Annotated in this window: 18 protein-coding genes and 1 pseudogene; 10 read left to right on the forward strand and 9 right to left on the reverse strand. The window is 72.6% G+C overall.

Annotated features, from left to right (window positions below; all coding sequences use genetic code 11):
• Positions 1 to 65: 65 nt before the first annotated feature.
• Together pdxR and ACTWO6_RS14525 are read left to right on the forward strand one after the other, a co-directional pair.
• Positions 66 to 1,535: a MocR-like pyridoxine biosynthesis transcription factor PdxR gene (gene pdxR / locus ACTWO6_RS14520; RefSeq protein ID WP_446220138.1), complete on the forward strand. Its 1,470-nt coding sequence runs from the start codon at positions 66 to 68 to the stop codon at positions 1,533 to 1,535.
• Positions 1,536 to 1,629: 94 nt separating this feature from the next.
• Positions 1,630 to 2,358 (forward strand): hypothetical protein, encoded by a 729-nt coding sequence (locus tag ACTWO6_RS14525; RefSeq protein WP_446220139.1) that lies wholly within the window; start codon positions 1,630 to 1,632, stop codon positions 2,356 to 2,358.
• An 815-nt stretch (positions 2,359 to 3,173) separates the two neighbouring features.
• On the opposite strand, the gene ACTWO6_RS14530 is transcribed toward ACTWO6_RS14525, so the two are convergent.
• Positions 3,174 to 3,923 carry an SDR family oxidoreductase gene (locus tag ACTWO6_RS14530; RefSeq protein ID WP_446220140.1) on the reverse strand — a complete coding sequence of 250 codons (750 nt, stop codon included), beginning with the start codon at positions 3,921 to 3,923 and terminating at the stop codon, positions 3,174 to 3,176.
• Positions 3,924 to 4,184: 261 nt separating this feature from the next.
• Here ACTWO6_RS14530 and ACTWO6_RS14535 point away from each other — a divergent pair.
• Positions 4,185 to 4,592 (forward strand): annotated as a pseudogene (locus tag ACTWO6_RS14535) (helix-turn-helix transcriptional regulator); the annotation flags it as partial.
• Positions 4,593 to 4,617: 25 nt separating this feature from the next.
• On the opposite strand, the gene ACTWO6_RS14540 reads toward ACTWO6_RS14535, so the two are convergent.
• The 3 genes from ACTWO6_RS14540 to ACTWO6_RS14550 all read right to left on the reverse strand — a co-directional run bounded on the left by ACTWO6_RS14540 (position 4,618) and on the right by ACTWO6_RS14550 (position 6,503).
• The gene (locus ACTWO6_RS14540; RefSeq protein WP_446220141.1) at positions 4,618 to 5,049 is read right to left on the reverse strand and encodes a VOC family protein; all 432 of its coding nucleotides are present in this window, start codon (positions 5,047 to 5,049) and stop codon (positions 4,618 to 4,620) included.
• A 9-nt stretch (positions 5,050 to 5,058) separates the two neighbouring features.
• Positions 5,059 to 5,613 carry a helix-turn-helix transcriptional regulator gene (locus tag ACTWO6_RS14545; RefSeq protein ID WP_446220142.1) on the reverse strand — a complete coding sequence of 185 codons (555 nt, stop codon included), beginning with the start codon at positions 5,611 to 5,613 and terminating at the stop codon, positions 5,059 to 5,061.
• A 242-nt stretch (positions 5,614 to 5,855) separates the two neighbouring features.
• Entirely contained in the window at positions 5,856 to 6,503 is a 648-nt protein-coding gene (locus ACTWO6_RS14550; RefSeq protein WP_446220143.1) for an FMN-dependent NADH-azoreductase, read from the reverse strand.
• An 84-nt stretch (positions 6,504 to 6,587) separates the two neighbouring features.
• Between ACTWO6_RS14550 and ACTWO6_RS14555 the strand changes: the two genes are divergently transcribed.
• The gene (locus ACTWO6_RS14555; protein ID WP_446220144.1) at positions 6,588 to 7,076 is read left to right on the forward strand and encodes a MarR family winged helix-turn-helix transcriptional regulator; all 489 of its coding nucleotides are present in this window, start codon (positions 6,588 to 6,590) and stop codon (positions 7,074 to 7,076) included.
• A 39-nt stretch (positions 7,077 to 7,115) separates the two neighbouring features.
• Here ACTWO6_RS14555 and ACTWO6_RS14560 read toward each other — a convergent pair whose 3' ends face one another.
• Complete coding sequence (locus ACTWO6_RS14560; RefSeq protein WP_165439973.1) at positions 7,116 to 7,292, reverse strand: hypothetical protein; 177 nt, start codon at positions 7,290 to 7,292, stop codon at positions 7,116 to 7,118.
• A gap of 200 nt (positions 7,293 to 7,492) precedes the next feature.
• On the reverse strand, positions 7,493 to 9,733 hold the full coding sequence (locus ACTWO6_RS14565) for a hypothetical protein (RefSeq protein ID WP_446220145.1): 2,241 nt from the start codon (positions 9,731 to 9,733) through the stop codon (positions 7,493 to 7,495).
• Positions 9,734 to 10,348: 615 nt separating this feature from the next.
• Here ACTWO6_RS14565 and abc-f point away from each other — a divergent pair.
• On the forward strand, positions 10,349 to 11,986 hold the full coding sequence (abc-f, locus tag ACTWO6_RS14570) for a ribosomal protection-like ABC-F family protein (RefSeq protein ID WP_446220146.1): 1,638 nt from the start codon (positions 10,349 to 10,351) through the stop codon (positions 11,984 to 11,986).
• 22 nt (positions 11,987 to 12,008) lie between these two features.
• On the opposite strand, the gene ACTWO6_RS14575 is transcribed toward abc-f, so the two are convergent.
• A complete protein-coding gene (locus ACTWO6_RS14575) occupies positions 12,009 to 13,235 on the reverse strand; it encodes a PucR family transcriptional regulator (RefSeq protein ID WP_446220147.1) in 1,227 nt (408 codons plus the stop codon).
• Positions 13,236 to 13,318: 83 nt separating this feature from the next.
• Here ACTWO6_RS14575 and ACTWO6_RS14580 point away from each other — a divergent pair, with 83 nt between their 5' ends.
• Both ACTWO6_RS14580 and ACTWO6_RS14585 read left to right on the forward strand, forming a co-directional pair.
• Positions 13,319 to 14,410: a ferredoxin reductase gene (locus ACTWO6_RS14580; protein ID WP_446220149.1), complete on the forward strand. Its 1,092-nt coding sequence runs from the start codon at positions 13,319 to 13,321 to the stop codon at positions 14,408 to 14,410.
• A 14-nt stretch (positions 14,411 to 14,424) separates the two neighbouring features.
• Positions 14,425 to 15,564: a fatty acid desaturase family protein gene (locus tag ACTWO6_RS14585; RefSeq protein ID WP_446220150.1), complete on the forward strand. Its 1,140-nt coding sequence runs from the start codon at positions 14,425 to 14,427 to the stop codon at positions 15,562 to 15,564.
• A gap of 131 nt (positions 15,565 to 15,695) precedes the next feature.
• Here the strand turns inward: ACTWO6_RS14585 and ACTWO6_RS14590 are convergent, their stop codons facing one another.
• Positions 15,696 to 16,379 (reverse strand): esterase/lipase family protein, encoded by a 684-nt coding sequence (locus tag ACTWO6_RS14590; RefSeq protein WP_446220151.1) that lies wholly within the window; start codon positions 16,377 to 16,379, stop codon positions 15,696 to 15,698.
• Positions 16,380 to 16,661: 282 nt separating this feature from the next.
• On the opposite strand from ACTWO6_RS14590, the gene ACTWO6_RS14595 reads away from it, so the two are divergent.
• Together ACTWO6_RS14595 and ACTWO6_RS14600 are read left to right on the forward strand one after the other, a co-directional pair.
• Positions 16,662 to 18,122 carry an ATP-binding protein gene (locus tag ACTWO6_RS14595; protein ID WP_446220153.1) on the forward strand — a complete coding sequence of 487 codons (1,461 nt, stop codon included), beginning with the start codon at positions 16,662 to 16,664 and terminating at the stop codon, positions 18,120 to 18,122.
• Positions 18,123 to 18,147: 25 nt separating this feature from the next.
• Positions 18,148 to 19,962 (forward strand): acyl-CoA dehydrogenase, encoded by a 1,815-nt coding sequence (locus tag ACTWO6_RS14600; RefSeq protein WP_446220154.1) that lies wholly within the window; start codon positions 18,148 to 18,150, stop codon positions 19,960 to 19,962.
• 165 nt (positions 19,963 to 20,127) lie between these two features.
• Here the strand turns inward: ACTWO6_RS14600 and ACTWO6_RS14605 are convergent, their stop codons facing one another.
• Positions 20,128 to 20,841, reverse strand: a complete 714-nt coding sequence (locus tag ACTWO6_RS14605; RefSeq protein WP_446220155.1) for a spermidine synthase — start codon at positions 20,839 to 20,841, stop codon at positions 20,128 to 20,130.
• Positions 20,842 to 21,011: 170 nt separating this feature from the next.
• Here ACTWO6_RS14605 and ACTWO6_RS14610 point away from each other — a divergent pair, with 170 nt between their 5' ends.
• Positions 21,012 to 22,016, forward strand: coding sequence for a zinc-binding dehydrogenase (locus ACTWO6_RS14610; RefSeq protein ID WP_446220663.1), 1,005 nt, complete (start codon positions 21,012 to 21,014; stop codon positions 22,014 to 22,016).
• The last annotated feature ends 33 nt before the right edge of the window (positions 22,017 to 22,049 follow it).

Consider the following 22,049-nt stretch of genomic DNA (forward strand, 5'->3'; position numbering starts at 1 on the left):
ACCCCAGAATCCGCCACCCGGATTACCCGTTCAACGGTGCATGACAAGGCACTAGCATGCCCAACATGGCGCTGCGTCGGCCGTTCTCGCTCGCCGTCGATCCCGCGGAGGAGCTGCCGCTCTACCTCCAGTTGGCGCGTGGTATCGCGGATGCGATCCGGGCGGGGCGGTTGCGTGCGGGCGATGCATTGCCAGGTAGCAGGACGATGGCCCGCTCGCTTGGGGTCAACCGCAACACCGTGCTCTCGGCCTATGAGGAGTTGGCCGCCGAGGGCTGGGTGGTCGGACGCAGGGCCAGCGGCACTTTCGTCGCTGAGGACCTGCCCAGCCCGCTTCGTTCGCGCCGAGCACAGGCAGCGACCGCGGCAACGGTCGGTTTTGCGTTGGCGTCGCCGATCGAACACGATACGTTTCCCCGCCACCCGCCCGGCGTGTTCGTGCTGACCAGAGGCACGCCGGATCCCCGGCTGCTCCCGACGATCGAGCTCGCCCGTGCGTATCGCCGCGTGTTGCAGAAGGACGGCCGCCGGCTACTGGTCTACGGCGACCACCGCGGGCACCCCGGGTTGCGGCTAGGACTGGCGGAGATGCTCTCCAGCGCCCGAGGGCTGACGGTGACGGCAGACGACCTCCTGGTCACGCGCGGCAGCCAGAACGCGTTGGACCTGATTGCCCGAGCCCTGGTCACGCCCGGCGATGTTGTGGCGGTAGAGGCTCTTGGCCACCCGGTGGTCCGCGCTGCCTTTCGGCTAGCCGGCGCGCGGCTGAGGTCCGTCCCGGTCGATCCACATGGCGCGTGCGTGGGTGACCTCGAACGCCTGGCGGGTAATCACCGCATCCGGGCATTCGTGGTCACGCCGCACCATCAGTTCCCGACGACGGCGGTGATGCCTGCCGCGCGTCGGATGCAACTGCTGCACGTCGCGGCCCAGCACCGGATAGCGGTTATCGAGGACGACTATGACCATGAGTTCCACTACGAAGGACGGCCCGTCCTGCCGCTTGCCAGCGCCGACAGCGCGGGTGTGGTCATCTACGTGGGTACCCTGTCGAAGGTTCTTGCACCGGGTCTGCGGCTGGGCTACGTGGCAGCGCCGCGACCGTTTGTCGACCGGATTGCCAGCATTCGCGCGGTGACCGACATACAAGGCGATCTCGTCATGGAGGCCGCGGTCGCCGAGCTGTTCGCCAGCGGCGAACTGGTCCGCCATGTCGGCCGGATGAGGCGGATCTATCGGAGCCGGCGAGATGCCCTGGTCGCGGCCGTGCGCCGGGAGCTGGGCAACACCGTGCAGGTTGAGGCGCCGCCCGGTGGAACGGCTGTCTGGGCCCGAGTCGGCAGCGACGGCGAACCGATCGACATAGACGGCTGGGCGCGTCGCGGGGAACAGCACCGGGTCATATTCCGCAGCGCACGTGCATACGCGTTCGATGGTGCCGAGGTCAACCACCTGCGGCTGGGATTCACTCTGCACGACGAGGATGAACTTGCCACTGCCGTACGCCGGATGGCTGCCGCGCTGCCGGCCCGGTGAACAACTACTGGCCTGGTCTTCGTTGCCCGAACTGGATCTGGTGGGCGGGCCAGTTGTGTAAGAAGGTGTGCGCACAGCCATCTAGGAGGCAGATGTGCGCAGACTCGTCAGGCTCGCACTCCCCACAGTATCCGTACTCGCCCTCGCGATGATCGGCGCGGCGCCAGCCCAGGCCATCGAAACCGGCTCCCACGATCAGGGCCATTCGCTGGTCTTCAACCACCAGGCTCACCCCTACGGACAGAGCATGGCGACGTGGACTGAGCGATGGTGGCAGTGGACCATGGGAGTACAGTTCGCCCACAATCCAGGCCTTGATCCGACCGGCGCAGACTGTGCGGTCGCCCAGCCCGGAGGTCACGTCTGGTACCTGGGCAGCACTTTCAACGCGGCGAGCGCAACGCGCTCGTGCTCGGTGCCGGAGGGCAGGGCCATTCTGGTCAACCTGTCCGGCACGCTGAACGACTATCCGTGTCCGTTCCCCGGGTTTGAACCGGCACCGGGGCAGACCCTCGAGGACTTCCTGGCCGCCGGAGCCAGGCGCGCCGCTGACGGTATCGACGAACTGACGCTGACCATTGACGGCGTCGAGGTATCGGGGCTCTTCGAATACCGCACAGCGACCCATCTGTTCACCTTCACCGGCGACCCAACCATGCACGCGATCGATCCATGTGTCGCCGGAACCGCACAGCTGGCCGTCGCCGACGGCTACCTAATCGTCGTGAAGCCCTTACCCAGGGGCGTGCACAGCCTCGTCACGACAGCGCACGACATCGCCGGCAACGCACTGACCATCAGCTACACGATCACCGTCACTTGACGGGCCTCTGGTTGGGGCGGCCTGGTCGGTCCGCCCCAACCCGGCCGCAAAGGCGAGGATCCACAACTGCCACCCCAACCCGGCGAACGTTGGTGCACACCGCACTAGTCTCGGCCGATGAACGTGCCGGACTGGACGCTCGATTCCGACCCTTCCATCCGGTGGCAGGCATTGCGTGATCTCGTCGATGCGCCGGCTGAGGTCGTGGCGGCGGAGCGGGCGCGGGTGGCTACCGAGGGGTGGGGCGCCCGCCTACTGGCCTTGCAGGGCGAAGACGGCCAGTGGGAGGGAGGCGCCTACTTCCCCGCGCGGAGCGGTGACTCCGATGACGGCGACCAGTCCGATGCTGACGCCCGGTCCGACGACGACGAGAGCCAGCCCCGGACCGCCACGGCGTGCAGTCTTTGCTGCTGCGTGACTTCGGGGTCGACCCGCGTAGTGACCAGGTGCGCCCGGGCCGTGGCGCTGGTCAGGGACCACTGCCGTTGGGAGGAGGGCGGGCAGCCCCTCGTCACCGGTGAGGTCGAGCCATGCATCAACGGCATGACCGTCGCGCTCGGCGCCTACTTTGACCAGGACGTCGATGGCGTGGTCGCCCGGCTGCTCGGTGAGCAGCTCGAGGACGGCGGGTGGAACTGCTGGGCGGAGTACGGTTCGGGTCGCTCTTCGTTCGCGACCACGATCAACGTGCTGGAAGGGCTGTTGGCACACGAACGCGCAACCGGTGGATCGGCGGAGTCGATCGCGGGTCGACGCCAGGGCGAGGAGTACCTCCTCGAACGGAAACTGTTCCGGCGTAAGAGCTCGGCGCGGCGCTACTTCCGGGCCGCGGTGCGCCACTGGTCGAGGGTCGTGGCGCCGAGCCGGGCGCCGTCGCCGGGGACCAGCGAGCGCTCCGTCAGGACGGCGCCGAAGTACGCCGCCGTGGGGTCGGTCACCACCGTGCGGGAGTCCTGCCGCGCGGTGAGGATCGACCGCGCCAGCTCGTCGAGGCGGAACTGCTCGGGACCGGCGACCTCGACGACCCCGTTGGTCGGGGCGCTCACCGCGACCTCGGCCACCGCCGCGGCGACGTCGTCGGCCGCCATCGGCTGGATGAGTACCGGAGCGAGGCGTGCCGTGTCGCCGTCCGTGCCGGCGTCGATGATGCCCGGGATGAACTCGAAGAACTGCGTCGCGTGCACGATCGAGTAGGCGATCCCGGACGCGGCGATGAGCTTCTCCTGGGCGACCTTGGCCCGCATGTACCCGCTGTCCGGCATCCGCTCGGAGCCGACGACGGACAGTGCCACGTGGTGACCCACGCCGGCCGCCGCCTCGGCGGCGAGGAGATTGCGGGTGGAGGTCTGGAAGAACTCCAGCACGGCGGAGGCCTCGAACGAGGGGGAGTTCGACACGTCGACGACGACGTCCGCGCCGTCGAGCGCCGCGGCCACCCCCTCGCCGGTCAGTGTGTTGACGCCGGTCGCGGGGGAGGCCGCCACCGCCTCGTGGCCCTGCTTGTCGAGGAGGGCCACGACCTTGGAGCCGATGAGTCCGCTGCCGCCGATGACGACGATCTTCATGATCGAACCACTCTCTGTGAATCTGCGACTGTCATCTTCTTCGACCGAACATGGCGGGGATCCGTGACACGGTTGGTCAAGCGCTCCAGACGGGTGCCAGTACGGAGCTTACGGGTCTTGCCGTGCACGCCGACCCGGAAACGAACCGGTTCAATCCGGCCGGGCCCACCACCGATCTGGCCATCAGCCGGATGGAGCTGGCGCGCTGGATCGACCACTGGGCCCGGCACGGCTTCGGCTATTGGACGGTCTGCGACCCCCGTGGTCATGCTGATCCGGATCCTGCGGCTGCACCTCGCCGACGAGCCCGGCCGGTCGTCGGGCTGGCTGGCCGGGCTGGCCGACCCGACCGTCGCGGACGCGCTGCGGGAGATGCACGCCCGTCCGGCCCACCCGTGGACCGTCGCCGAGCTGGCCCGGACCGCCGCCGTCTCCCGGTCCACGCTGGCGGCCCGGTTCAAGGACGTCGTCGGCAAGGGTCCGCTGGAGTACCTCACCGAATGGCGGATCGAGCTCGCCGCCGACCGGATCCGGCGGGGCGGCGAGACCGTCGCCACCATCGCCCGGGCCGTCGGGTACGGCTCGGAGAGCGCCCTCAGCGTCGCCTTCAAACGCACCACCGGCCGCTCGCCGCGCGCCTGCCGCGAGCAGCTCACCCGGCCCGGCTGAGGCCCCGCCCGGCCCGCCGGTCGGCTCAGCCCAGGGCGGCCGGGTCGAACTCGCGCCGCTCGACCAGGACCAGCCAGTTCCCGGAGTTGTCGCGGGCGACCGCCTCCACCCCGTACGGCCGCTCGGACGGTTCCTGAATGAACTCCACGCCCTTGGCGCTCAGCTCCTCGTGGGTCTTGCGGCAGTCGTCCACGGCCAGGCCGAGGCCGAACATGCCGCCTTCGGCCTGGGCGCGGCGCAGCGTCTCCGCCACCTCCGGGGAGTACGGCGGCCCGGGCAGGGTCAGGTGGACCTCCAGCTCCGGCTGGCTCGGGTGCATGACGGTGCACCAGCGGTAGGAGCCGTCCCCGACGGTGATGTCGGTGTGCTCGGCGAACCCGAGCACGTCGAGGTAGAACGCCTTGGCCGCGTCGATGTCCTGCACCAGCACGCTGGTGATCGAGATGTTGGTAATCATGTGACCAGGCTAGGTACCGGCGCCCGCGTCCGGCTTCTCCTGGCTTGCGGACCCGCGCCGTTCGGCCAGGCCCCACATGAGCACGAAGCATCCCGGTACGCGGGGCGCGCCGGTCGCGGCCCAGCGCCGCTGGAACTCGCTCGGCGTCTCGCCGACCAGTTCCCGGAACCGGCTGCTGAACGAGCCGAGGCTGGCGAAGCCGACGGCGTGGCAGACCTCGGTGACGGTGAGGTTGGTGGCGCGCAGCAGGTCCTGCGCGCGTTCGACCCGGCGGCGCGACAGGTGCGCGGCGGGGGAGAGGCCGTAGGTGGCGGCGAAGAGCCGCTGGAAGTGGTACTTGCTGACGCCGGCCACCGCGGCGACCGCCGCGAGGTCCAACGGTTCGGCGTAGTGACGGTCGATGTGGTCGCGGGCCCGGCGCAGGTGGACCAGCAGGTCGCCCGGGGCGCGACGGGGTGGCGTGCTCATCACCCGCGAGCTTAGGACCTGGTCGGCGGGCTGGACGGCCACCTGCCCGACGCCGCCGGCGCCACCGAGGACGAGCACCCGCTGCCCGACGTGCACCCGCGCCCGGTCCGCCAGGCCCTCTCAGGGGCGTGAAGCCGGTGACCTGCGGGCCGACCTCTTCGACGGCCCCGGCGAGGTCCAGGCCGAGGACGGCCGGCAGCCGGCTACGGGCGTGCCCGGCCCGGCGCCTCGCCTCGTCGCGCCGCTCCGGATGAAGCCGAATTAGCGGATAAATCGTATCGTCTGGCCGTGCCGGCGCGGCCGTGAACGCCGGTCACGAACCAGACGAACGGCTACCGCTACGCGGCGGCGGCGGCCGGCACCCAGAGGTCGTCGATGGCGCGCTCGGCCGCCGCGAGGCTCTCCTCGGCCAGCGGGATCAGCCCGGCCATGGCGGGGTTCACCTGGGCGAGGGTCAGCTCGGCCGTGATGAAGCGGGGCTGCATGCCGGTCATCGCCAGGCCGTGCGGGAGCCAGGGCTCGGCGTGGTCCCAGCCCGCGCGCGGGGTGCCCGCGCTGTAACCGCCGCCCCGGGTGGCCAGCACGATGAGCTCGCGTCCGTCGAGCAGGCCGGCCTGGGTCTCCGGGTGGTACGACAGTCCGGGCGCGATGAGGTGGTCGACCCACGCCTTGACGCTGCTGGGCGCGGCGAAGTTGTAGAGGGGGAGGCCGAGCAGGACGGTGTCGGCCTGCTTCACCTCCTCGACCAGCTGCTCGGTCAACGCCCAGGATGCCCGCTGTGCCGGGGTGTGGTGCTGCGCCGGCGTCATCCGGGCCAGGCCGCCGGCCTCGTCGAGGTGCGGCAACGGCTCGCGGCCCAGATCCCGGTAGGTCACCGTGCCGCCGGGGTGGGCGGCGCGCCAGGCGTCGGCCGCCCGGGCGGTGAGCCGGCGGCTCACCGAGCGCTCGCCCTGAATGCTCGAGTCGAGGTGCAGAAGGTGCGGCATTGGCTTGCCTTTCCGTCAATAGTTTGTGGTGCGCGAACCATTTGTAGCACGCCGACTCCTCGGGAGGTCGGTAGACTTGGTCACATGCCCGCCGCGCCGGTCGACCAGCCAGAGCACCGCCTGGGTCCGCTGCTCGACCACCTCGCGCGCCGGATGCGGCTGCGGGCCGAATCGGTGCTGGCGCCGCTGGGCCTGCGGCCGCGCCACCTCGTCGCCCTGACCGTGCTGCGCGCACAGGGGGGCAGCAGCCAGCAGGCGCTCGCCGGCACCCTCGCCATGGACGGCACGAACATCGTCGGGCTGCTCAACGAGCTGGAGGGGGAGGGGCTGATCGAGCGGCGACGCTCACCGGAGGACCGCCGGCGCCACGTCGTCGAGCTCACCGACGCCGGCGCCCGACGGCTCAGCGAGGCGGAATGCGCCCTCGCCACGGTGGAAGGGGAGGTGCTCGGCGCCCTCGACCCGGGCCAGCGCGAGACGCTCTACCAGCTGCTCCAGCGGGCCGCCACCGGCACCGCCGTCAACTGCGTCGATGCGTTGGAGAGTCCGCCGGGTGACGCCGCGACCTGCTGAGGGCTGCCGTTCACCGGTCCCGTACCGCGCGGGCGAGGGCTACGGGATCCTGGGCCCGCTGAGCCGGTAGCCGTCCTCGCTGAGGGTCCGGGTCATATGTTGCGCGTACCACTGCGGCCAGTCCGGGTCGGTCCGGCCCAACTCCTTCTCGTGCACCCCGTGCGCCTCCGAGGCGCGCTTGAGCGCGTCCAGGATGACCTCGGTGGTCGGATCCATCGCTGCTCCCTCCTCGCTGCGGTTCATCGTCCCGGAGCCCGGGTCCGGACCTCCTGCAGCAGCCACCCGTTGCCGTCCGGCGTCCGCCGGGGGGCGGGACCGGCGCGCACCGCGGGAGCGGCGGGATCGTCTGAGGCTCACCCTAGGTGGGGACCCGGCGTACGGGACGGAAATGCGGCTTCCCGACCGCAGTCGCGGCCTCAGCCTCGGTCGGCCTCGCGGAGCCGGCCGACGAGATCGCGGACCGCCGCGGCGAACCGTTCGTCGGATTCGCACGGCCAGTGGCCGCGGATGGGCGGCGGGACGCTGTCGCTCGGGGGCACCACCACGTCCTCCGGGTCCCGGAGCCGGCGGTCCACCCGCTCGCTCGGGTCGGTCCCCGGCGGGGGGTCGCCGGGCCGGTGGCCGGCGAAGATCCAGCCGCCGATCTGGTCGGTGTCCCGCCACAGGTTCACCCATCGCCAGTCGATCCGGGCGCCCACCTCGCGCAGCACGTCCCGACCCAGGTACGCCGGGAAGAGCCGGGTGTACAGGCGGTCCAGCGGGGACCCGTAGGTGAGCAGCGCGACCCGGCGGCGCACCGGGGCCGGCAGTTGCAGCACGGCCGCGGCGAGCAGGACCGAGCCGTGGCTGTGGCCGGTGAGCAGGACGCCGTCGTGCTGGCCGGCCAGGTAGCAGATCCGCTTCGCCAGCTCGGGCACGGCCCGCTCGGCGTAGCAGGGCGGCGCGAACGGGTGGGCCGCCCGGGGCCAGAAGGTGCCGAGGTCCCACATCACGCCCACGTACCGGCGGAACTCGGCGGTCCGGTAGGCGAACAGGCCGCCCACCACCAGCCCGGCGATGATCCCGGCGATGAGGTAGCTGCCGAAGGTGAGCCCGAAGTTCACGAATCCGACCGGCACCCCGAGGAACCGCTCCGCCAACGGGCCGGGCTGGCGTTCGAACAGGCCCAGCACGCTCGCGGCCAGGCCGACCACGGCCAGGCCGGCGGTCACGATGGCCAGCGGCCCGAGCCGCTCGGTGAACCGGGCCCGGGCGATGGTCCTCGCCACCCGGTCCAGGCGGTCGGCCGCCTCCGGCGGGGCGTTCGGGAAGTCCCGGGCGACGATCGCCGCGGCGGCTCGTCGCCGGCCCGGGCGGGTTAGCAGGGTGCCCGTGCCGCCCGCCGCCACCGCGGCGGTCGACGCCAGGAAGAACGTGAAGATCGCCCACTTGTACGCCAGTGGCGGGGGCACCAGGTCGTCGGCGCTCCCGGTGATCGCCCGTCGGTTGAGGAAGTACGCCGTCCGGTAGACCAGCTCGCCGGAGAGCGCACTGGCCAGGCCCACCGCGACGGTCGCGATGACCGGCGCGCCGAGGCCGCGCAGCAGCGCCTGCCGAGGATCCCGGCCGCGACGTCGCCACAGCGCCAGCACGGCCAGCGCGAAGAGCAACGTCATCTGCGCGACGAACGCCCAGGCGACGATCCGGCTGTACCCGGGCAGTCCGGTGGAGTGCGGCCAGGGGGCTCCGTCCAGCGCGACGACCCCGAGGGTGGGCACGGTCAGTACGCACGCGACGACGCGCACGGTGGCGGCCAGCCGGTCCATCGGACCGGTGGACGTCCGTTCCAGCGGCGCGCCGGCGCAGAGCAGCGCCAGGCAGGCCGCGAGCACCGCGCCGGCGACCGCGGCCAGCGCGATCACCACGGGCGACGGCCCGCTGGCGCCCCGCGCGGCGAGGAGGGTGAGGTTCAGCACCGCGAACGCGGCGGCGACGTGGATCGCCCGCAACCGGCCCACCATCGGCATCGCGTCCCAGTGGCCGACGGCGCTGAGCCGGTCGCCCTCGGGGCCGCCGCCGGGCACCCGGAAGGCCTCGTACGGGCGGCCGGGCCGGACGCTGAGCAGCCAGAGCAGCCCGAGGGCGGCGACCGGTAGCACGGCGAGCACCACCAGGCGCAGTCCGACCGGGCGGCCGCCCAGCCAGGACAGCCAGGTGCGTTCGTCCATGCAGCGGGACGAGCCCATGCACTTCCAGGCGATGAGGTCGAGGGCGACGCCGGCCGCGGAGAGCACGTACACCAGGGAGAGGTTGAGCGCGATGAGCCGGCAGAGCACCTTGACCCCCGAGCCGGAGCCCCGGCCCGCCGGGCGCATCCAGATCGCCACGTTGCTGAGCATGAACGGCAGCAGGAAGACCAGGGACAGCGTCCGTGCGGCCGTGCCCGACGGCAGGTCGCTCCACCGGTACGCCTCGAGCACCACCCCGCCCGGCCCGGTGGAGTCGGGGTAGTCCGGCCGGGGCCGGTAGAAGCCGCCGCTGCGGTCCCCGGCCACCTGGTGGACGTGCGGCCGGTCGAGCACCTGCCCGGCCCCGGCGCCCGAGACGCCGTGCACCCGCAGCTCCACGACCTCGCCCGGGACGTCCTGGCGTCCGGGCGGCGGTGACTCCTCCGACATCGGCCCGCGACCCCCGCTGCGCGGCCAGCAGCTCGTGACGGGTCGCGGACCGACGACGAGCTCTGCCGCCACCCGGCTGGCCGGGCTGACTACCCGCCCGGCGGCCCGCCAACCGCGTACCGGAACCGGCGGTCGCCGGGCCGGCCGGCGCGGGGTCCGGGACGTGGCACGGCGGGCGCCGAAGCCGGGCCAGAAGGGATCTCGGCGGTGGCGGCAGTACCGGCGCCGGGCACGCCTGGTGGAGGGCCGGTACCGGCGCAGGGTCCGCCAGGCCCGTGACCCCCGCCGCCCACCAGGGCGGCGCGAGGATCGATTGGCCCGCGGAGGCCCGCCCCAGCAACCGGGTGGGGAGTCGCTCGCCTGCTACGGCGAGGATCCACAACACCACCGGAAAACCCGGTGAGCGTTAGTGGACGCCGCACTAGGGTTGATCGCGAGTGATCGGAACAGGGAGACCAGACATGGCGGGCGACGACGACATCTCCGGGTGACATCGGACCGGCCCACGGCAGGCGCGCCTCGGCGCAGCCGCCGTGGTGCCATGCCGCCGTTCCACGAGCCCTGTCCCCCGCCGGGCCGCCCTGACGCGCGCCCGCCTCACCACGAGGACGCCACATGTCCGACGCGTTCATCATCTGTTCGAACGTCTCCTTCTCCTGGCCGGACGACACCCCGGTCTTCACGGACCTCTCCTTCACCGTCGGCGCGGGCCGCAACGGCCTCGTCGCGCCCAACGGCGCCGGCAAGAGCACCCTGCTCAAGCTGATCGCGGGCGAGTACCGGCCCACCGGGGGCAGCGTCTCCGTCGAGGGCGTCCTCGGCTACCTGCCGCAGGACCTGCCGCTGGACGGGGGCCGGAGCGTCGCCGAGGTGCTGGGGATCGCCGACCGGCTCACGGCCCTGCACGCCATCGAGTCCGGGGACGCCAGCGAGGAGCACTTCGCCACCCTCGGCGACGACTGGGACATCGAGGAGCGCAGCCGCGCCGAACTGGACCGGCTCGGCCTCGGCGACGTGCCGCTCGACCGGCGGCTGCACACCCTCAGCGGCGGCCAGGTCGTCTCCCTCGGGCTGGCCGCGCAGTTGCTGAAGCGCCCCGACGTCCTGCTGCTCGACGAGCCGACCAACAACCTCGACCTGGACGCCCGCCGCAAGCTGTACGCGGTGCTCGAGGAGTGGGTCGGCTGCCTGCTGCTGGTCAGCCACGACCGGGCGCTGCTCGACCGGATGGACCGGATCCTCGAACTCGACCGGGGCGGGGTTCGCTCCTACGGCGGGAACTTCACCGCCTACGAGGAAGCCGTCCGCGCGGCGCAGGACGTCGCGGAGCGCAACGTCCGCAACGCCGCGCAGGAGGTCAAACGGGAGAAGCGGGAGATGCAGCAGGCGCGGGAGCGGGCCGAGCGCCGGGCCAGCAACGCCTCGCGCAACCTCAAGAACGCCGGCCTGCCGAAGATCTTCGCCGGGACGATGAAGCGAGGCGCCCAGGAGTCGGCGGGGAGGTCGAGCGAGACGCACGCGGCGCGGGTCAGCGAGGCGCGGGCCCGGCTCGACGAGGCGGGCCGTGCCCTGCGCGAAGAGCAGAAGATCACGCTGGAGCTGCCGGAGACCAACGTACCGGCGGGACGGACGGTCTTCCTCGGCGAACGGATGCAGGTGCACCACGGCGACCGGGCGCTCTTCCCCGGCGACGGCGTCGACCTGGTGATCCGGGGGCCGGAGCGGATCGCCCTGACCGGGCCGAACGGCGCCGGCAAGTCGACCCTGCTGCGGTTGATCCACGGCGACCTGGCGCCGGAGGGCGGCCGGGTCCAGCGGGCCGACGGCCGGGTCGCGTACCTGTCCCAACGGCTGGACCTGCTGGACCTGGACCGTACGGTGGCGGAGAACCTGGCCGCGTTCGCACCCACCATGCCCGACGCGCAGCGGATGAACCTGCTCGCCCGGTTCCTGTTCCGGGGCTCCCGCGCCCAGCTCCCGGTCGGGGCGCTCTCCGGCGGTGAGCGGCTGCGCGCCACCCTGGCCTGCGTGCTCTGCGCCGAACCGGCACCGCAGCTGCTGCTGCTCGACGAGCCGACCAACAACCTGGACCTGGTCAGCGTCGGCCAGTTGGAGAGCGCGCTCGGCGCGTACCAGGGGGCGTTTGTGGTGGTCAGCCACGACGTGCGGTTCCTGACGGAGATCAAGGTGGAGCGCTGGCTGCGGCTCGACGAGGGCGGGCTGCGCGAGACGGGCGTACCCGACGCGGACTAGCCCGCAGCCTGGCGGCCCCGGCTCACGCCGGCTCGGGGGCCGCCGGGGGCATCGCCAGCGCGAGGGTCAGGTCGAGCACGGTGGCCGGGTCGTGGAGGCGGTCGCCGTACAGCTCGCGCAGCTGGCCCATCCGGTAGCGCACCGTCTGCGGGTGCACGAAGAGGTCGGCCGCCACGTCGTCGCGCCGACCCTGGTGCAGCAGCCACGACCGCAGCGTCTCGGCGAGCCGGTGCGCGGTGGCCGGCGGCAGCGACTCCAACGGCTTCAGCGCCTGGGCCCGCAGGTCGGCCAGCCCCTCCGGGTCCATGCTGAGCACCAGCTCGGCGAGGTGCTCCTCGGTGTCCAGCGGCCCGGTGTCGGGCCGATCGAGGCCGAGCGCCAGCGCGCGGGTAGCCCGCTCATAGGAGGCGCCCACCCGGCTCCACGGGCGCGCCGGCCCGAGCACCGCCCGGTGCCCCCGCAGCACCCGGGCGAGCTGCCGGCGGCCGGCACCGTGCGCGTCGGGCACCAGCAGTACGGCCAGCTCCTCGGCGAGGTCGACCCCGGGCAGGTCCTCCCCGCTCTCCAGGGTGTGCGGGCTGAGCAGCGCGAGCACCGGACGCAGGTTGCGGCGCGGCAGCAGCACGACGGTGAGCGTCTGCGGCAGCGGCCACTCCGCCCGCTCGGCGCTGCGGCGCAGGGTCTCCTCCGGCTCGCCGGCCAGCAGTTGCTGGGTCAGCCGCTCCAGGTAGCGGCGCTGGACCCGGCCGGCGCTGGCCAGCTCGTCGGCGTGCCCGGCGACGCTGGCGGCGGAGAGCTCGTCGATGTAGGCGAACATCAGCTCGGCGAACTGGGCGACCGTCTCGGCGGCCAGTCCGCTGCGTACGGTGGTGGTGGAGACCTCCCGCCACGCCACCCGCGCCCCCACCCGGTACGCCGCCAGCAGCGCGTCCATGCTGCGGCCGGAGCGCGCCTCCCCGCTGCCGAGCGCGTACGCGGCCTCCAGGGCCGGGGTCAACGGCGTGCTCGGGTCAGAGGACTGAGCCTTCTCGACGAGCTGGAAGAAGGTGCCGAGCGCGATGCGCACCGCGTTCTCGATCTTCTCCCGCATGGTGCCGGTGAGGGCGCCGGAGTAGCCCGGCACCTCGCCGGTGATCGCGCTGACCGTCCGCTCCGCCACCACGGGGAGGCGGTCGCGGAGCCGGGCGGCCACCCGCTCGTCCAGCTCGAGGCGGGCGGCGCGTCGGGTCGTCCCGGACTGGTCCGACATGTTGTTCTCCCCGAACAAAAACCTGCGGCTGATTCACCTTTGCCGGTCAAGATGTTATGCGATTATGCGGTCACCCTGGTCATATGACCACAACTGTCCCGCGGCCCACCGCGAAGGTCTCCCTCCGGGACCGGCTGCTGCGGCTGGCCGAGATGGTCACCACCCCGCTGCTGCCGGAGGACTACCTCGACCTGGTCGCGCCGCTGCGCGCCGGCGCCGCCCTGCGTGGCCGGATCGTCGCGGTGCGACCGGAGACCCGGGACGCGGCGACCGTGGTCATCCAGCCCGGCCGCGGCTGGCGCGGCCACGTCCCCGGACAGTACGTCCGCCTCGGCGTGGATGTCGACGGGGTCCGCCAGTGGCGCGCCTACTCGGTCACCTCGGTCCCCGGCGCTCGGGACGGCCGCCTGGCGATCACCGTCAAGGCGATCCCGGACGGCAAGGTCAGCAACCACCTGGTCCGCCGCACCCGGCCCGGCACGATCGTCCAGCTCGACCAGGCCCAGGGCGACTTCGTGCTGCCCGAAGCGGCCCCCGAGCGGGTTCTCCTGCTCACCGCGGGCAGCGGCATCACCCCGGTCATGGCGATGCTCCGCGCCGGCCTGCACACCCGGGCCGACGTGGTGCTGGTGCACTCCGCGCCCACCCCGGACGACGTGATCTTCGGCGCGGAGCTGCGGACGCTCGCCGAGCGGGGCGCGCTGCGGCTGGTCGAGCGGCACACCGACACCGACGGGCTGCTCGGTGTGCACGAGCTCGATGGCCTGGTGCCCGACCACGCCGAGCGGCAGACCTGGGCGTGCGGGCCGGTCGGCATGCTCGACGCGGTCGAGGGGTACTGGGAGTCCAGAGGCGTCGCCGACCGGCTGCACACCGAGCGGTTCCGGCCGACCGTGATCTCACCGGGGGAGGGCGGCACTTTGACGTTCACCGCGGCCGGCGTGACCGTCGAGGCCGACGGCGCCACCCCGATCCTGGACGCCGGCGAGAACGCGGGCGTCCTGATGCCCTCGGGCTGCCGGATGGGGATCTGCTTCGGCTGCGTGCTCCCGTTGCGCCAGGGCGCCGTGCGCGACCTGCGCAACGGCGACCTCACCACCGCCGTCCCCGGTGACGGCGTGCTCATCCAGACCTGCGTGTCGGCGGCCGCCGGTACCTGCGACATCGAACTCTGACGGGAGGCCCGCACGTGACCGTGATCCAGAAGAAGGCCGTCAACCCGATCGCCCACCTGAGCGCCGAGGACATCGAGATCATCGGCAAGGAGCTGGACGCGATCCGGGACCGGGTGATCGCCGACCGGGGGGAGCGGGACGCCCGCTACATCCGCAAGGTGATCAAGACCCATCGGACGCTGGAGCTGAGCAGCCGCGCGGTGCTGCTCTTCTCCTTCTTCCCGCCGGCCTGGATCGTCGGCACCGCCGGCCTCGCGGTGGCGAAGATCCTGGACAACATGGAGATCGGTCACAACGTCCTGCACGGGCAGTGGGACTGGATGCGCGACCCGAAGATCCACTCCACTACCTGGGACTGGGACCACGTCTCCCCGCCCGACCAGTGGCAGCACTCGCACAACCAGCTGCACCACCGGTACACCAACGTGGTCGGCAAGGACAACGACCTTGGGTACGGCATCATGCGCGTCGACGAGGACCAGCCCTGGCACCCGGTCCACCTCGGCCAGCCGCTGTGGAACCTGATCAACGCCTGTTTCTTCCAGTACGGCATCGCCGCGTACGACCTGGAGCTGGGCCACAACCTGCGCGAGGGCCGGCACAAGGCCCCGGAGTTCCGGGCCCGGGCCCGCGCGGTCGGTCGCAAGATCCGTCGCCAGGTGGTCAAGGACTACATCGTCCACCCGCTGCTGTCCGGTCCGTCGTTCCTCAGCACCCTGGCGGCCACCTTCACCGCGAACCTGATCCGCAACGTGTGGAGCCACTCGGTGATCATGTGCGGGCACTTCCCGAACGGGGTGGAGACCTTCGAGAAGACCTCCATCGAGGGCGAGACCCGGGGCGAGTGGTATCTGCGGCAGATGCTCGGTTCGGCCAACATCAGCGGCAGCAAGCTGATGCACATCATGACCGGCAACCTGTCGTTCCAGATCGAGCACCACCTCTTCCCCGACCTGCCCAGCAACCGCTACCAGGAGATCGCCCCGCAGGTGCGGGCGCTCTTCGACCGGTACGGGCTGAAGTACACCACCGGCCCGCTGCCCAAGCAGGTCGCCTCCGCCTGGTGGAAGGTCATCCGGCTCGCGCTGCCGAACCGGCGGACCGACCGGCGGCAGCCGGTGGCCCCGGCGCTGGCCTCCTCCGGGGCGGCCTGACCCGTCGCCCGACCCGGGACCGCTCGCACGCCGGCCCGGCCGACCCGACGCCGATCTCTCGGTGTCCGGGCCGGCCGGGCCGGTGTCGTTCCTGCCGTTGCCCGGGGACCGCTACCGCCGGGCGGCCGGTGTCACGGGTTGACGAACTCCCGCACCTGGCCGTAGATGGTGGCGTCGTTCTGCAGGCTGGTGTGGAAGACGCAGGCCGTCTGGGTGTTGGCCGCGCCGGAGATGACCGTGCTGTCCACCGGGTTGATGACCCCGTCACAGGGGGAGCGCCAGGTGCCGTAGACGAAGGCGCCGGGCGTCTCGTCCCCGGAGTTGAGGGTGGCGAGGAAGGTCGAGCCGACCCGCATCTCCACGCAGGCGGTGCTGACGCAGGTGTTCGCCGAGCTGGTGCCGTGGTTCGGACCGCCGAGGGAGACCCAGCGGTCGACCTTGCTTCTGCTGGCGAGGTTCTTCAGGTAGTAGCGGGACGACAGCCCGCCCATCGAGTGGGTGACGATGTCCACCCTGGTCGCACCGGTGGCGGCCAGCAGCTTGTCGACCTCCTGGCTGACCGTCTGCGCCGTGGTGGCGTTGGACTGGCTGGTGTTGTAGGAGAACGCCCGCAGGTGGCTCGCCGGCCACCCGTCGGCCTGGAAACGGCTGATCATCGTGTTCCAGGTGGAGGCGGTGCTGTTCCAGCCGTGCACGAACAGGATCGGGTTGCTCGACGGCGCGTACGAGGCGGCCTGCGCGGGGGAGGGGAGGCCGACCAGGGTCGCGGTGGCGACCGTGAGGGTGAGCAGCCATCTCGTCAGGAGCGATGTCACGGGGGTGGATCCTTCCGGGGGAGACGGGCGAGGCGCCGCCGGCCGGCGGGCCGCCCACGAGCCGTCCACGTGCCTGTTCGGCACCTCGGAGGGGGTACGACACGGGTTCGGGGGCACCCACGTCGTCCGAGGTGGGCGAATGTTACCGACGGGTTGCCTTCGGATGTCAATACATCGATGAGCGGTTGCTGTCTGCTGCCCGGGCGGCGGCGAGCGGTGGCGAGCGTCGGGGGTGGCTGGCAGACTTTCGGGAGGTCACCGCCGGCGGAGGGACGTGGGTCCATGACGGAGAACGGGCACGACCTCCGGCCGGGCGCCGACAGCTACCCCCTGTTCGGGGCCCGGGTCACCCTCGTCGACGCCGCCGGGCTGCTCGCCGCAGCCGGCGCCGGCCCGGTCGAGCTGCTCGCCGACGCCGACTTCCCCGCCCCGGTGCGCGCCGTCCGGCTCACCGTGCGGGCCGCCGACGGCACGCACCGCTTCGACGCCGAGGTCCGCACCTCCGCCGGCCGCGCGGTCGGGCTGCTGGCCCTGGGCGTCGCCGGCCCGGCCGGGGTGCTGCTCGCCCGCCGGCTGGCCAGCACCGACCCGACGTCCGGCGGGGTCCTCGCCGAGGCGTCGCGCCGGCTCGGGCTCGGGCTCCGGCCCGCCGCCGCCGGCACCGGGGAGGACCTGGCCGGGGCCGCGGCGCTGCGCGAGGCCGCCGCGCACGGCCTGCACCCCGAGCTGACGTACGACGAGACCGCCGACGGCGGACGGACGGTGACCCTGCGCGCGGCCGTGCCCAGCGCCGAGGCCGGCCCGGCTCAGCTGCGGGCGATGGTCGGCCTGGTGCTGCACGTGGTGCGCGAGCTGGCCGGGGAGGACGCGCTGCGCGACCGGTCCTACACGGTGGGCCGGCGACCCGCGCCGGCGGCGGTCCGGGCCGTGCCGCGCTCCGAGGCGGTCACCCTGGACCAGGTCGGCGGCCTGGCCGAGGTGGTCGCCCGGTTCCGGGAGATCGCGGTGTCCTTCCGCCACCCGCAGGTGATGGCCCGCTGGGGCGCCCGCCGCCCGCAGGGCATCCTCATGTACGGCCCGCCCGGCACCGGCAAGACCATGCTGGCCCGGGCCCTGGCCAACGAGATCGGCGCCGACTTCACCGAGATCCGCACCCCGGAGATCCTCGACAAGTACCTGGGCGGCTCGGAGCGCAACATCAAGCAGATCTTCCGGGAGGCCCGCCGCTACCGCCGGCCCACGGTGATGCTCTTCGACGAGTTCGACAGCATCATCAGCTACGCCGGGGCGGGCGGGGACGCCGCCAGCCAGGCGGTCAACGCGGTCGCCGGCATCTTCAAGCAGGAGATGAACACCCTGTTCGAGGAGAACCCCGACGTCATCGTGGTGGCCACCACCAACTTCCCGCAGCGGGTGGACGCCTCGCTGGTCCGCTCCGGGCGCTTCGACATCAAGGTCGCCATCCCCGCCCCGGACGAGTCCGGCCGCGCCGAGATCATCACCAAGATGATCCGGGAACTGATCGCGCGGCACGAGGGGCCCGGCTTCCGGATGTTCGCCGCCGACGTCGACCCGGCCGAGCTGGCCGCGCTCACCCCCGGCCTGACCGGCGCCGATATCCGCGAGGTGCTGCGCCGGGTGCAGCTGGCCAAGGCGATGCGGGAGGCCACCGAGGGTGCGCCGGCCGGCCCGATCAGCCAGGATGACCTGCGAGAGGCCGTCGCGGGGCTGCGCCGCGGCTGAGCCGGCCCGACGGAAGGAGACCCCCGTGTCGTCCACCCTGCTGTCCCGTCGCGACCTGGCGTTCCTGCTGCACGACTGGCTCGACGTGACCCGGCTGACCGAGCGGCCCCGCTACGCCGAGCACTCCCGGGAGACCTTCGACGACGTGCTGGACCTCGCCGCCCGGGTGGCCGCCGAGCACTTCGCCCCCCACAACCGGGCCGCCGACACCGCCGAGCCCACCTTTGACGGGCGCCGGGTGCACACCATCCCGCAGGTCAAGGCCGCCCTCGACGTCTTCGCCCAGACCGGGCTGCTGGCCGCCAGCCTGGACGAGTCGATCGGCGGGATGCAGCTGCCGCACGTCGTCTCCGCCGCCTGCTTCGCGTGGTTCCAGGCGGCCAACGTCGGCACCGCCGCCTACCCGTTCCTCACCCTGGGCAACGCCAACCTGCTGCTCACCCACGGCAGCGCCGAGCAGATCGACACCTGGGTACGCCCGATGGTGCAGGGGCGCTTCTTCGGCACCATGTGCCTGTCCGAGCCGCAGGCCGGCAGCTCGCTCGCCGACATCACCACCCGGGCCGAGCCGCAGCCCGACGGGACGTACCGGCTGGTCGGCACCAAGATGTGGATCTCCGGGGGCGACCACGAGCTGGCCGAGAACATCGTCCACCTGGTGCTGGCCCGGATCCCCGACGGCCCGCCCGGGGTCAAGGGCATCTCGCTGTTCATCGTGCCCAAGGTGCTCCTGGACGCCGACGGCGCCCTCGGGCCGCGCAACGACGTGGTGCTGGTCGGCCTCAACCACAAGATGGGCTACCGGGGCACCACCAACACCCTGCTCAACTTCGGGGAGGGGGTGCACCGGCCGTACGGCCAGGCCGGTGCGGTCGGCTACCTGGTCGGGCAGCCGCACCAGGGTCTGGCGCAGATGTTCCACATGATGAACGAGGCGCGGATCGGCGTCGGCGCCGGCGCGACCGCCCTCGGCTACACCGGCTACCTCAAGTCCGTCGCCTACGCCCGCCAGCGCCCTCAGGGTCGGCCGCTCGCCGACAAGGACCCCACCGCCCCGCAGGTGCCGATCGTCGCCCACCCGGACGTCCGCCGGATGCTGCTGGCCCAGAAGAGCTACGTGGAAGGCGCGCTCGCCCTGATCCTCTACTGTGGCCGGCTGCTCGACGAGGAGAAGACCGCCCCCGCCGAGGCCGACCGCAACCGCGCCCACCTCCTGCTGGACATGCTCACCCCGATCGCCAAGAGCTGGCCGTCGCAGTGGTGCCTGGCCGCCAACGATCTCGCCATCCAGGTGCACGGCGGGTCCGGCTACACCCGCGACTACGACGTCGAGCAGCACTGGCGGGACAACCGGCTGAACCCGATCCACGAGGGCACCCACGGCATCCAGGCGCTGGACCTGCTCGGCCGCAAGGCCATCATGCAGGGTGGCGCCGGGCTGGCGGTGCTGCTGGAGACGATCGGCGCGACGGTCAGCCGGGCATGGAAGGCCGAGGGGGAGGCGGCCGAGCTGGCCGCCCAGCTCGGCGTGGCGGTGGACCGGATCGGCGTGGTGACCCGCCGGCTCTGGGCCACCGGCGACCCGGAGCTGGCGCTGGCGAACGCCAGCGTCTACCTGGAGGCGGTCGGCCACGTCGTGATCGCCTGGATGTGGCTGGAGCAGCTGCTCGTCGTCGAGGCGGCCGGCGTCCCGGACGGGCCGGACGTCGACTTCCTCGCCGGCAAGCGCCAGGCGGCCCGGTACTTCTTCCGCCACGAGCTGCCCCGCACCGGGCCGCAGTTCGACCTGTTGGAGAGCCTCGACCGGACGACCCTGGACACCCGGGAAAGCTGGCTCTGACCGGCCGGCGGGCGCGCGGGGCGTAGCTGCGCCTCCAGGGCCGTTCCGCGGTCGCGTCCATCGCCGCCTCTCCTCGCTGGGGTGGGGGTGGCGCCACGCCCCAGCCTAACTTACGGGCCGGTAACTTACGGTCCCGTAGGTTAACGGAAGACCCCGGCCCAGGGGTCAGTGCCGGGCGACGTAGACGGTGTTCGCGGACTCCCGCCCCTGCAACGGATTGGGGAACCGGACGACGTGCGCCACCGAGGTCGGGAACACCTCGGTCAGCACCCGCTGGAACGCCGGGTCGGGCGGGTCGTTCGACCAGAGCGCGAAGACCCCGTCGTGGTGCAGGAGGTCGGCGAGCCGGCGCAGCCCCGCGACGGTGTAGAAGTCGGCGTGGCTGGGGTGCAGCACCTGGCGCGGCGAGTGGTCGACGTCGAGCAGCACGGCGTGGAACCGGCGTCCCGGCGCGTCCGGATCGAACCCGCTCCCGCCGGCGACGGCGGCGAAGAAGTCGGCCCGGACGAACCGGGTCCGCGGATCGGTGGCCAGCCCGGCCGTGAAGGGGAGCAGGTCCCGGCGGTGCCAGTCGATCACGTCCTCGATGGCCTCCACCACCACCAGCGAGCGGACCCGCGGGTCCTCCAGCGCAGTCCGCGCCGTGTAGCCGAGGCCCAGCCCGCCCACCACCACGTCCAGGGCATCGCCTTCCAGCGTGGCCAGCCCGAGCCGGGCGAGTTCGATCTCCGCGACCGGGAAGAGGCTGGACATCAGGAACTCGTCGTCGAGCTTCACCTCGTACACGTCGACGTCGAGCGACGGGTCGCGACGCCGGCGCAGGCTGATCTCGCCGATCGGGGTCTCCCGCCAGGCCAGTTCTTCGAATCGCGCGCCCACGGGTGGTCCTCTCCGCCGGTTCCGTCACCGGATGTTACCGGTCCGTCGGCCGTCGCCGGACGATCCCGGCCGCGCCGGGCTTTTCCCGCCGTCGTCGGCATCCCGCGCCCCCGCCCGGGTAAGCCACCCGGTCGAGGACGTCGGAGCGAAAGGGGAGCGCGGTGGCGGAGATGCTGGCGGGACGGTTGCACGTGACCGGGCGGGCGTTGCGGATGGAGTCGGTGCCGGTGCCCGAGCCGGGCCGCGGGCAGGTCCGGATCAAGGTCGCCGCCGCCGGGGTGTGCCTGTCGGACGTGCACCTGATCGACGGCACGCTCACCCCGCTGTACCTGCCCGGCGACGTGGTGACCCTCGGTCACGAGGTGGCCGGGACGGTCGACGCGTTGGGGGAGGGGGTCGAGGGCTGGCAGCCGGGCCAGCGGGTGCTGCTCCAGGCGGGGGAGCGGGACCGGCGCGGCACGGTGCTCACCCGGGGCGTCGACTACGACGGTGGCTGGGCCGAGTACGCGCTGGCCCGCGAGGACACCGTCATGCCGATCCCCGACGCCCTGCCGTTCGAGCAGGCCTGCATCATCCCCGACGCGGTCTCCACCCCGTGGGCGGCGGTGACCGACACCGCCCGCACCCGGCCGGGGGAGGCGGTCGCGGTGTGGGGGGTCGGCGGCCTCGGCGCGCACGCGGTGCAACTGCTTCTGCTGGTCGGCGCGGCGCCGGTCATCGCCGTGGATCCGCTGCCGGCGGCCCGGGACCGGGCGCTGACCCTCGGCGCCGACATGGCCCTGGACCCGAAGGACGACGCCTTCCGGGACGCCGTGCTGGACGTGACCAACGCCCGCGGTCTGGACGTCGGGTTCGACTTCGCCGGCGCCACCCCGGCACGCGAGCAGGCCATGACCGTGCTCGGCCGGCAGGGCCGGCTGGTGCTCGCCGGGATCGCCAACCAGCCGGTCACCATCCCCTCGGACAGCCGGTTCAACTACAGCCGGCAGGCCGTGCTCGGCCACTACGGCTCGGAGCCGGAACACGTCGAGCAGCTCGTGTCGCTCGCCGCTCAGGGACGGCTCGACCTGACCGCCTCGGTCAGCGACGTGCTGCCCCTGACCGACGCCGCGGAGGCGGTGCGGCGGGTCCACGACAAGGAGGGCGACCCGATCCGGCTCATCCTGCGCCCCTGACCGCTCGGCCGGACGGGCCGCGTGCGCCGGTGC

Source organism: Micromonospora sp. IBHARD004 (assembly GCF_052814115.1).

What these genes read in the sequence shown, in the direction of transcription:
- pdxR (WP_446220138.1), top strand. Translation starts at nt 66, where the DNA reads ATGGCGCTGCGTCGGCCGTTCTCGCTCGCCGTCGATCCCGCGGAGGAG.
- ACTWO6_RS14560 (WP_165439973.1), bottom strand. Translation starts at nt 7,292, where the DNA reads ATGGATCCGACCACCGAGGTCATCCTGGACGCGCTCAAGCGCGCCTCG.
- ACTWO6_RS14610 (WP_446220663.1), top strand. Translation starts at nt 21,012, where the DNA reads ATGCTGGCGGGACGGTTGCACGTGACCGGGCGGGCGTTGCGGATGGAG.
- ACTWO6_RS14595 (WP_446220153.1), top strand. Translation starts at nt 16,662, where the DNA reads ATGACGGAGAACGGGCACGACCTCCGGCCGGGCGCCGACAGCTACCCC.
- ACTWO6_RS14555 (WP_446220144.1), top strand. Translation starts at nt 6,588, where the DNA reads ATGCCCGCCGCGCCGGTCGACCAGCCAGAGCACCGCCTGGGTCCGCTG.
- ACTWO6_RS14575 (WP_446220147.1), bottom strand. Translation starts at nt 13,235, where the DNA reads ATGTCGGACCAGTCCGGGACGACCCGACGCGCCGCCCGCCTCGAGCTG.
- ACTWO6_RS14530 (WP_446220140.1), bottom strand. Translation starts at nt 3,923, where the DNA reads ATGAAGATCGTCGTCATCGGCGGCAGCGGACTCATCGGCTCCAAGGTC.
- ACTWO6_RS14580 (WP_446220149.1), top strand. Translation starts at nt 13,319, where the DNA reads ATGACCACAACTGTCCCGCGGCCCACCGCGAAGGTCTCCCTCCGGGAC.
- ACTWO6_RS14540 (WP_446220141.1), bottom strand. Translation starts at nt 5,049, where the DNA reads ATGATTACCAACATCTCGATCACCAGCGTGCTGGTGCAGGACATCGAC.
- ACTWO6_RS14565 (WP_446220145.1), bottom strand. Translation starts at nt 9,733, where the DNA reads ATGTCGGAGGAGTCACCGCCGCCCGGACGCCAGGACGTCCCGGGCGAG.
- ACTWO6_RS14550 (WP_446220143.1), bottom strand. Translation starts at nt 6,503, where the DNA reads ATGCCGCACCTTCTGCACCTCGACTCGAGCATTCAGGGCGAGCGCTCG.
- abc-f (WP_446220146.1), top strand. Translation starts at nt 10,349, where the DNA reads ATGTCCGACGCGTTCATCATCTGTTCGAACGTCTCCTTCTCCTGGCCG.